The 9,243-nt window shown below is 57.0% G+C and carries 8 protein-coding genes; all 8 read right to left on the bottom strand.

The annotated features are described in order from the left end of the window. Positions 1-96: 96 nt before the first annotated feature. The 8 genes from ACUVSA_RS05300 to ACUVSA_RS05265 are packed head-to-tail and all read right to left on the bottom strand — an operon-like array spanning position 97 to position 8,812. Positions 97-1,218, bottom strand: a complete 1,122-nt coding sequence (locus ACUVSA_RS05300) for a tetratricopeptide repeat protein (protein ID WP_445894049.1) — start codon at positions 1,216-1,218, stop codon at positions 97-99. Continuing rightward, complete coding sequence (locus ACUVSA_RS05295; RefSeq protein ID WP_445894048.1) at positions 1,218-2,777, bottom strand: type II secretion system protein GspD; 1,560 nt, start codon at positions 2,775-2,777, stop codon at positions 1,218-1,220. Before ACUVSA_RS05295 ends, ACUVSA_RS05300 begins: the two co-directional genes overlap by 1 nt. Then, positions 2,719-3,201, bottom strand: a complete 483-nt coding sequence (locus ACUVSA_RS05290; protein WP_445894047.1) for a hypothetical protein — start codon at positions 3,199-3,201, stop codon at positions 2,719-2,721. Before ACUVSA_RS05290 ends, ACUVSA_RS05295 begins: the two co-directional genes overlap by 59 nt. After that, a complete protein-coding gene (locus ACUVSA_RS05285; RefSeq protein ID WP_445894046.1) occupies positions 3,198-3,647 on the bottom strand; it encodes a hypothetical protein in 450 nt (149 codons plus the stop codon). The genes ACUVSA_RS05290 and ACUVSA_RS05285 overlap by 4 nt, the downstream gene beginning before the upstream one ends. A 26-nt stretch (positions 3,648-3,673) precedes the next feature. Next, positions 3,674-5,032, bottom strand: a complete 1,359-nt coding sequence (locus ACUVSA_RS05280; protein ID WP_445894045.1) for a hypothetical protein — start codon at positions 5,030-5,032, stop codon at positions 3,674-3,676. Then, a complete protein-coding gene (locus ACUVSA_RS05275) occupies positions 5,032-5,970 on the bottom strand; it encodes an ExeA family protein (RefSeq protein WP_445892496.1) in 939 nt (312 codons plus the stop codon). The genes ACUVSA_RS05280 and ACUVSA_RS05275 overlap by 1 nt, the downstream gene beginning before the upstream one ends. Then, the gene (locus ACUVSA_RS05270; protein ID WP_445894044.1) at positions 5,967-7,175 is read right to left on the bottom strand and encodes a type II secretion system F family protein; all 1,209 of its coding nucleotides are present in this window, start codon (positions 7,173-7,175) and stop codon (positions 5,967-5,969) included. The genes ACUVSA_RS05275 and ACUVSA_RS05270 overlap by 4 nt, the downstream gene beginning before the upstream one ends. Next, a complete protein-coding gene (locus tag ACUVSA_RS05265; protein ID WP_445894043.1) occupies positions 7,175-8,812 on the bottom strand; it encodes a GspE/PulE family protein in 1,638 nt (545 codons plus the stop codon). Before ACUVSA_RS05265 ends, ACUVSA_RS05270 begins: the two co-directional genes overlap by 1 nt. Positions 8,813-9,243: the final 431 nt, after the last annotated feature.

The raw sequence follows: 9,243 nt of genomic DNA, 5'->3' as shown, positions 1-9,243 counted from the left end.
TTTAGATAACACACCACAGTGCCCCTCCACTTGGAGGCACCGGCTGCCTTTTTACATCGGCAGAAAGTCTTTGGTTCTTGAAGAAAATTCTGATGCCTATGGTAGGATATGACGAACGCCTTCGCATTGTTCCAGTTGGAACCCCAAGTTGCGCTCAGTCAAAGCCGTGTAGCCCTCTTTCTCAAAAGAAAAGACCAGGCGGCAGGCCGCCTCTTTTTTTCCCTGAAACCAGTAGGCGGCAGCCAAATTGGCTGCGATGTCGGGATCCCGAGACCGATCGCGGGCCTGCAACAAAACCTGTTCCGCCTCGGCAAACCGGCCTTGAGCCAAAAGGACCGCTCCCAAGTTGTTGAGCACATCGGGATCCTTTTTTTGCGCCACGTATTCGCGGTAACCCCTCTCGGCCTCTTCCCATTGCCCCTTGCGGCGGGCCTCTTCCGCAATGACCAGCACCTGGCGGAAAACTTCGCCGGCCTCGTTCCCCGAGGATTTCTTTTTCGTCGCTTGTTCCGCAGCGGGCGCTGGGGGTTTCTCCCGGGAAACGGCGCGTTTCCAACCCGCCGAATGGTGCATTGACACACTCCCGCTTTCCGGGTCGGGGACGTGGGCGGCTGACCGCTTGAAGCTGGGCTCAGGCTGGCTTTCTTGAGGCGCAACGGTCTTTTCCTGCTCGTCGTGGGCCATTTCCTTTGGCTCACCGTCGGGTACGGAAAGTTTCGTTGCTTTCGCCGCAGCCGCTGTGTGCGGCCCAGGCAATGCGCTTGTCGGTTGGGGTCTGTCCATGGCGGGTGCGGCGTCTTCACGAGGGCCGTCAACACTGGTCGTCATGGTTTTCAACGCCGGCTCGTCTTTCCCACCCTTTTCCGCTTCTTCCGTCGCCTTTCCTGGTGCTTCAAGGTTCGATGGTGGTAAAGAGGCTTCTTGATGTGCGGGCATTTCGGGAACGCTGTGCCGCTCGTTGCTTAAAGCCCTCGCCGTCATTTCCGACCTCGGCCTCGGCGCCTCGCGGAAATGCGGCTTCACCATCACCACAGCGGCAACGGTCATGAAACCTAAAATCAGGGCCCCTAAGGGAATCGCCAAGAGCAGCCGTCTGGAGCGCCTCGCCTCGTGTGAGGCGGCGACTCCCTGGGTTGCCATGGGAAAGGGAACCCCTTGGTCGATAATCTGCTGGGGTCTTCCCTGAAGTCTTTCCAAATGATGGTAAAGTTCACTCATCACATCAGCCGGGCTTCAAGGAAGATGATCATTTCCACCTTCTTGGATTCTCCTCGCTCACTGCCAAAGAGCGACCCAACCACCGGCAAGGATCCCAAGACAGGCACTTGCGATCGGTCCTTTTTGCTTCGGTCCAAAAGAATCCCCGCCAAAATGACCACATCATCCGGTTTCAGTTTGACCACGGTCGTGCTGCTCCGCAGATTGACAATCGGTAGAGTCACCGTGTTGTTTTCCACCTGTTCTTTGTTCAGGGCTACGACGTCGCTTTTGATGGGAACGATACTCAGCAGCACATCCCCGTTGGGCTGTACATAAGGGGTCACGCCGAAAGTCAACCCATCAAAGACGGACGATGTTTCCACGGTCGTCGTGGTGGTGGTCTGACTAAGGTAGGCGTTTTCGCTGCGGGATATGGACTTTATGTAGGCAATGGACGTCCCCACGGTGATGACCGCTGGTTGCCCATGCATGACACGAATTCTAGGGTTGGAAATCACATTGACGTTTCCATACGTTTCGATGGTTTTCAGGATCGCATCCAGATAATTTCCGGCGGAAAGCTGCATCACGAACGTCTTGTCCGTCGCTTGCGGCCCGTACATATATTTGGTGACCGCCTTCCAGTCCGGACCGCCCAGACCTTCTTGGAGCACGGCCTGCCATTCCACACCGAATTCATGGCTTCTTGAAAGTTCCACTTCAACGATGCGTGCTTCGATGGTCACCTGGTTTTCGTAGCGCTTTCTGAGGTTTTCCACCAGGTTTTCCACACGGCGCACGTTGGCCGGAAAGTCGCGCACCAGAAGAGTACCGGTGAACCGATCCAGGGCATACTTTCCTTGAGGCGATAGAAGACTTTCACCCAGAGCGTGATCCAAGAATTGATAAAGATCCCCGTCATCTTTGGCGGATTCCCCTTCCAACTCCAAAAGTCCTTTGAGCGGGCTGGTGACGGTTTGCAAACCTCCTCCGGCGCCGGCACCGCCGCCTTGCCCTCCTTCGGAAACACCGCCCAGTACGTCACCGCCCAATGTGAAGCGGGATCCACGCGCCGTCAGAATAAAGCTCAGGTTGAACACCTTTTCTTCAAATGCCTGCACGCGAAGCACGCCCTTGTCGACGCGATAGGTGACGCCCACCATGTCCGCCAAAGCGTCCAGAGCCCGGCGCAGGCTGACTTGTTTAAAGGATATGGTCACGAAACGGGTCTCAGCCGGTATCACTTCTTGAACCTCTTTGTCCATCACGAGATGCAAGCCGGCTTCCTGGGCCAGGAGCAAAAAAATCGTGTGGAAATCTTCCTGGACGAAGGACAAGGTGACTTTTCGAGCGTCCAGAGGGGAAATTTCCTTGAAAACGGGCTTGTAGGCGCCGGCGCCGTCACTGGGTGGTGCGGATTTGGTCACCCCCGGCAAAGATCGACTGGGTTCGGCTTTCTTGTCCATGCCGGAAGAGGCGCACCCCGCCATGACCATCAAAGCCATGAGGTAAAGAATATTAAGTGTCCACCCTTTGCCCAACGCCGACAAAAACCCTTTGTCCGTTTTCCCCGACAATCGTCACCCCCCGATGTTGAATGCTTTCCACACGCCCTGCTTCAGGCACCATGTCGCCTTCCGCGTAGGGCACGCCATTGATGATTCCGGAACGCACTCGAGACCCGATGACCACCCCGGAAACCCGCACCGTCACGCCTTGGCGCATGGGTGCTTCCAAGGGCTTCGGCGCTTCTTCCCCTTCGACCGTCCCGGGCCGTGGTCTCAAAAATGCGTCGGCATTCCCAACGGCCCGCACCTTCTGCTCTGGAGCCGTTTTCCTCAAGAACGTGAGGTCCTGCGGAACCTCCCGCGTCACCCACCGCGGCGGCGGTTCCTTGAAAGGCTCCGGCAGGTGACACACGCCCACGGCAGCCGCCACGAGCAGGAGGCACCACGGGAGCCACAAGAAAAACCAAGGGCGGAATCTATCGGCGACTTTCACGGTGCAAAATACACCTTTCTGCCCCGCACTTCCGCGTAGGGACGGCATTCGGCGCCCGTGTTCAACGGGGCCGCCTTTGAGTCCTCGTCGCAGGTCTCCAGCACAAACGATTCCACGAAAAAGAACCCTTGATCCGTATAGATGCGGGCAAGCTTTTCCACGAAGGCATCAAAGGGTTCCAGCGCGATTTTTTCCTGGATGACGGCTTCGCGAGGAGGCGCCAGGGTGAATAGCATGGGGTCGATGTGAGCCAAAGAGGCCGCAAAGGTCTCCAAACGGCGGACTTTTTCTTCCTCCGCTTGAACAGCCCGCCACTGTTCCTGGGCATGGCAGTAGCGGGTCTGCTCCACGACCATCAGAGCCAGCGTGATGCCGAAAAGCACCGCCGCCCCCCAGAAGAGCACAAGAGTCGTCAGATGGCCCCTCAGGAAAACCGATTCCTTCATGCACCCTCCGCGTCTTTTCGCCCGCCTTAGAGCCTCATTTCAAAAGAAAAAACGGCCTGACTCGACTTTTCGTCATAGTCAAATCGGCTGAAAACCTCGCTTTTCCGTTCCTTCAAGACGGCCAGCAACGCCCCGAACGCCCGGTGCGCTTCAGCAATTCCCGCATTCCCTTTGACTTCCAGGGAAAGCACCGGAGCCTGAGCGGTTTCGGCAGGCCTTTCAGCCCGCCGAATGGGCCGCGTCGAAACCGCCCCACCCACGCGAGCGCCTTCCCCTCCTTTGGACAAGGCACAGCGCACGACTCGAAAATTCTTGGGCATCACCTCGCTGAGCCACACCATCCAGGCGTCCATGCGCGGTTCCCGCTCAAAGGTTTCCGAAACCCGCCGGTATTCTTGCAGAACAGCCATTCGATTCCAGGGAATGGCTTTTTGTGCAACATCGGCTCGATAAGCCACCTGGGTTCCAACAGCCCGAGCCTGATTTTCCAACGCTCGGGCCTGATGCTTCCAATAGCCCCACAACCCAGCCTGGCCCAGAGACAGCACAAGAAGAGCCGCTGCCGCACGCATGGCCCACGGCATGTGCCGATTCCACGCCTGAACCCGTTCGGGAAGCATGTTAAAAGCCGCCGGCACACATAGGGCGCCGAACCACTCCGGATGTTCCATCGCCGCCTTTTGCACCGCATCGGACATGTCTCTCGAAGCCCACAAAGCCTCCGAGGGATCCAACAAACGGCGCAAAGGCCCGCACGCTAAAACCCTGGAAATGCCAGGTCCGCCGGCGCGATCGTATTGATCCCGAGTAAAAGCGGTTTCCTCACGCACCAAACTTTCTACAGGACCGGTGAGGTTATCAAAGGCCACGAAACGCAGGGACAGGATGTGACCGCCTTCCGTGACCGTCAGGTAAAAGCCCTGTTCTTCGACCCATACGGTCAAGGTCCGTTCCGGAAAACTTTGAGCCGCCAGAAAAGCCACCGCCAAGGCGGGGTGAACCACGGCCTGAACGCAAGCTCCATGACGCCACAGGCTCTCCAGCCGAACATCCAGATGCGTCCGTTCCACGGCTGCAATGACAACCTGAGCCGTGTTACCCTCCTCACGCTCCACGTGGTAAAAGACGGAAGGAGGAGAGCGAAAGAAACCTGTGCGCTCCACTTTTTCCTGAATCTGCAAAGCAAGGACCTCCCCAGGTCCCCGAAAAACCTGCTCCCGCATAAAATGTATCGCCGGCGCATCCCAAAGGACCACTGTTCGCGCGCGGGAAAGATCGGAAAAATCGCTTGGCCCCTCGCTCCAGTCCAGCACGACTTTGCCCCGGGAACGCACCGTGACGGCTCGAAAAGATTCTTCAACAAACCGCACGACCACGGTCCGCATTACAGCCGCCTCCCCAACGCCCACCACACACCCACGGCCGCCAAGCCGGCCGCCATGGCCAAAAGCCCCCGCCAAAGCCATGAAACTCGTGGGCCTGCCGACGGCATCGAAGCTTCCAAGGTCGGTCCAAGGGTTTTCAAAGCCTCTCGAAGGATTTCCGCACTGATGTGGCGTTCCAGCCGGGAGGCGGCCACCAACAAGGCCCGATCCATGATTTTGTTGATCAGCCTGGGGACGTGTCCGCTGGCATCGCACAAAAGCTTTTCCGCCCCTTTATCGAATGGAATCGACGCCCCGCCGGCTCGAGCCATACGATACTGGGTGTACCATGAAACCTCATCCGGTGAGAGCGGCTCCAGCCGCTCCCACAGGCTGATGCGCTGCTTGAGTTGGCGCAGTTCCGGCATTTTCAGTTTTTCTTCCAAGGACGACTGGCCGACCAAAAGAATCTGAATGAGCTTCTTGTCTTCCGTCTCCAAATTGGAAAGCAGTCGAATTTCCTCGAGGCTTTCTGCAGGAAGATTCTGGGCTTCGTCCACCACCAGGACGAATTGCCTACCCCGGGAGGCCTCTCGAAGCAGAAATCGCTGAAATGTGCGCAGCAGCCTTTCTTTGCTGTCGGACGCCTCAAAAGGCAACTGGATGTCTTCCAGAATCGCCTGCAGAAGTTCCTTGGGCTCCAGGGCCGGGGTCATGATCAGTGCGGTTCGGTAACGCTCCTCGGTAAGCTCCTTGAGCAGGATGCGCAACAGCATAGTCTTGCCGATGCCGGGATCACCCACAAGGACCAAGAACCCTTCGCCTCGAGCCAGTCCGTAACGGATCGTTTCCAGCACCGCCTTGTGTCTCGAAGACGGGAAAAAGTACCGCGTGTCGGGCGTCAACCGAAAAGGGTAGTCCTGAAAGCCGAAAAACTGCAGGTAATCGGGTACGGTCATCGCATCTTTCCTATGGCCCCGATCAGTTCATAAATGGGTCCCAATAAAGCCAACACGATGCCCAAAAACACCACGCCGGCGACACTCAAAAGAACGGGTTCCAACACTTTCGGCAAGGTTTCCACAAAGGTGATCAGCTGCTTGTAATAAAAAGAACCCAGCAATTTCAGTTGATCCACCAGCCTGCCCGATTCTTCGCCGGTTCGGATCATCCGCAGTTCCATCAGGTTGAAAAACCCCGCCGCCTCGCACGACTCGGCCAGAGACGCCCCTTGGCCGATGGATTTTTCCACCACAGGCACGAGAACTTTCAGCCTCTGGCTGGGCACACTGCGACGCAGCAGATCCAAGCTTCGCAGCACATCCAATCCTGAACCCAAAAGAAGACTCATATACTCAAAAAAGAAAGCCACAATGGACAATCGCCAGGCGCGGCCCACAATGGGGACCCGTAACAGCCCCCGCTCCAGAAGGACTCTAAGCTTTTCAGATTTTCGAGAAAAAATCCAGAGGCCTATGAGGAGAAGCGCCAAGGCGGGCAACGCCAGCCAATATCGCTGCACGGTGTCTGCCGCCTTCATGAGAATCCGGGTCGGCAAAGGAAGGCTCAAGTGCATGTCTGTGAACATGGTGAAGACCTTGGGAAGCACGTAGACAAACCACACGCCCAAAGCCACCATCATGGCCGCCACGATGAAACAGGGATACCACAGAGCTCTTTTGGTTTGGGAAATGAGGTCGTCCACTCGAGTGAAATGCACAGCGGCATCTTCCAGGGTTCGGTCCAAGCGGCCTGTCTCCTCGCCGATGCCGGCCAAACTGCACAGAACCGGTGGAAAAACCTTTGGATATTTCTTGAGGCTTTCCGCAAAGGAATACCCTTCCTGAAGCAAGGCCAGCACACCCCTGAGAGCGTCTTTGAGCAAAGTATTCCCCGTGCCTCGACGCAGATCCTCCAAGGCCTGCACAATGGGCACGCCGGCAGCCAACAGGAAAGACAGATTGCGGCACCATTCGGCCAGTTCCAGCCTGCGGACTTTGGCAAAAAGCTTCCTTGCCCTCTCTTGGCGTTCGTGGTAACGTACAAGAACGCAGTTGCTGGCTCGAAGAAATAAATACAGGTGCCTGAGGTCCCGGAATTCCCCGCGATCCTCAATGCTTCGACCCGTTTGAATATCTAAGGCTTTATAGACAAAAACCGGCATCAGCCCAGAACCCTTTCCGCCTCTTCCACCGTGGTTTCCCCAGCGGCAATTTTTCGCGCTGCACTGTGGCGCATGCTCTGAAACCCTTCCTTTGACAGAAGGTTTAAGAATTCGGCGAAAGATTTTCCTTCGGCAATGATGGCGCGACACGCATCGGAGACTTGAAGGATCTCCGTGACGGCCGTCCGTCCCAAATAACCTCGACCTCGACAGGTCGCGCAGCCCGTCCCGTAAAGATACTCCCGGTCCGCGGCAAGCCCGTAACGGGCCAAAATTTCGGCGTCGGGCCGGTAAGATGCCTGGCAATAGGGACAGATTTTGCGCACAAGCCGCTGGGCCGTCGCACCCAGAAGCGTTGCCGCCAAAAGGTCCGAGGAAACGTTCATGTCCCGAAGGCGAGCGATCACGGCCGGGGCATTGTTGGCATGCACGGTGGACAGCACCAAATGGCCCGTCATGGCGGCTCGAAGGGCCATGCCCGCTGTTTTTTCGTCCCGGATTTCACCAATGAGAATGACATCAGGGTCTTGGCGTAGAAAATGCCGCACGGCATCGGCAAAATCATAGCCAATCTCTTCGGCCACCTGGGTCTGCCGAATGAGTGGGAAACGGTATTCCACGGGGTCTTCGGCCGTGAGCACATTGAGGTGAATGACATTGAGCATGCGCAGGGTGCTGTAAAGGGTAGTGGTTTTGCCGCTTCCTGTCGGGCCGGAAATGAGCACCATGCCGTAGGGTTTTCGAAAAAGCGCTTCCATGGCTCGAACCTCTTCGAGGCTGAACCCTAGAGATGCCAGGGGAAACACTAGGGCCTGCGTGGGCAGCAAGCGAATGACCAAGTTTTCACCGAAAGGGGTCCGGACCGTGGAAATTCGCAGATCGTAATTTTCCCCCATGAACTCAAAGCGCCAGCGACCGTCCTGAGGAAGCCTCTGTTCACTGATGTCCATGCCGGCTCGTGCCTTGAGGGAACTCACCAAGCGTTGGTGCACGGACGAGGGAAACACAAAGGCCAGATCCAGGAGTCCGTCAACGCGGACAAAAAATCGCGTCGTTCGATCCGTCGGGGACAGGTGAACGTCGGTGGCCCGATTCAGGATGGCGTAGTTCAGGAGATCCGTCCAGAGATCCTCCATGGGAATGGCGGCATTGGGATTGGAGGCCAGACGGCTTTGAAGATTTTGTACGTTTTGTTCGGGAGGGTTTTGGAGAAAGTGATAATGTCTCGCTGCCGTTTTGCGGATTTCGGCCGTAGGTCCCACGTAGGCTTTATATCGAGACCCCACAAAAGAGGCCAACCCGTCCTGAACGCCCCGATCCATGGGATCGCCCACGGCCACATGCAACATGCCGTCGCTCAGCTTAAAAGGCAGAACGGTGCGGTCCCGGGCAAATCCTGGTGGAACTTTGAGCAGCGCTCGAGGTTCGGGGACCACCCCTCGAGGGTCCCAGAACGGAAGACCGGCCTGGTCCGCAAGCACCTGTGCCATTTCAAACTCGGTGACAATCCCCAACCGCGTCAGGACTTCACCCAACCGCTCCCCCGTAGCCTTTTGCTCCTTCAGGGCAAAGTCGATTTGCTCATCATCAAGATAGCCCTTTTCTTTAAGAAGCTGACCGATAGGTTTCTTTTGCACGGTTTCCGCCATTTTCTTTTATGAGAGCCCTTTCGCCTGAGATTTTAAGTCTCGTTGCCGTCATTCCCGCGTCTGCGGAAATCTCTCACGGAAAATGGATGCCGCCAACTCTTCCACGGCATTATCCGTACCCTCATAGGAATCTTAAATGCTTCGCAGGCTATAGACTGCCCCCCCCTGAGACTTAGCTTCGGACCGCGGCTTGCGGTGCTCCTCCGCGAGCAAGATGTTTTCGGCCACGCTCCACGGATCGCATCCAAAAATGCGCTACATGAGGGTTCAGACCAGCCCGTACGGGCGGCACCGGAGGAACCCAGTTCTCACGGTCCACATATCCCCACAAACGCAGAAGCGCCACCCCTCAATGCCAGGGGTTCGCTCGACCGATGCACCGTCAATGGACCGGCTCCCCAGCGATCCGCCCGTCAGCG

The sequence above is a fragment of the Desulfosoma sp. genome (assembly GCF_052743555.1).
This window is presented reverse-complemented; position numbering and strand designations above follow the sequence as displayed.

What these genes read in the sequence shown, in the direction of transcription:
- ACUVSA_RS05280 (WP_445894045.1), bottom strand. Translation starts at nt 5,032, where the DNA reads ATGCGGACCGTGGTCGTGCGGTTTGTTGAAGAATCTTTTCGAGCCGTC.
- ACUVSA_RS05270 (WP_445894044.1), bottom strand. Translation starts at nt 7,175, where the DNA reads ATGCCGGTTTTTGTCTATAAAGCCTTAGATATTCAAACGGGTCGAAGC.
- ACUVSA_RS05285 (WP_445894046.1), bottom strand. Translation starts at nt 3,647, where the DNA reads ATGAAGGAATCGGTTTTCCTGAGGGGCCATCTGACGACTCTTGTGCTC.
- ACUVSA_RS05275 (WP_445892496.1), bottom strand. Translation starts at nt 5,970, where the DNA reads ATGACCGTACCCGATTACCTGCAGTTTTTCGGCTTTCAGGACTACCCT.
- ACUVSA_RS05300 (WP_445894049.1), bottom strand. Translation starts at nt 1,218, where the DNA reads ATGAGTGAACTTTACCATCATTTGGAAAGACTTCAGGGAAGACCCCAG.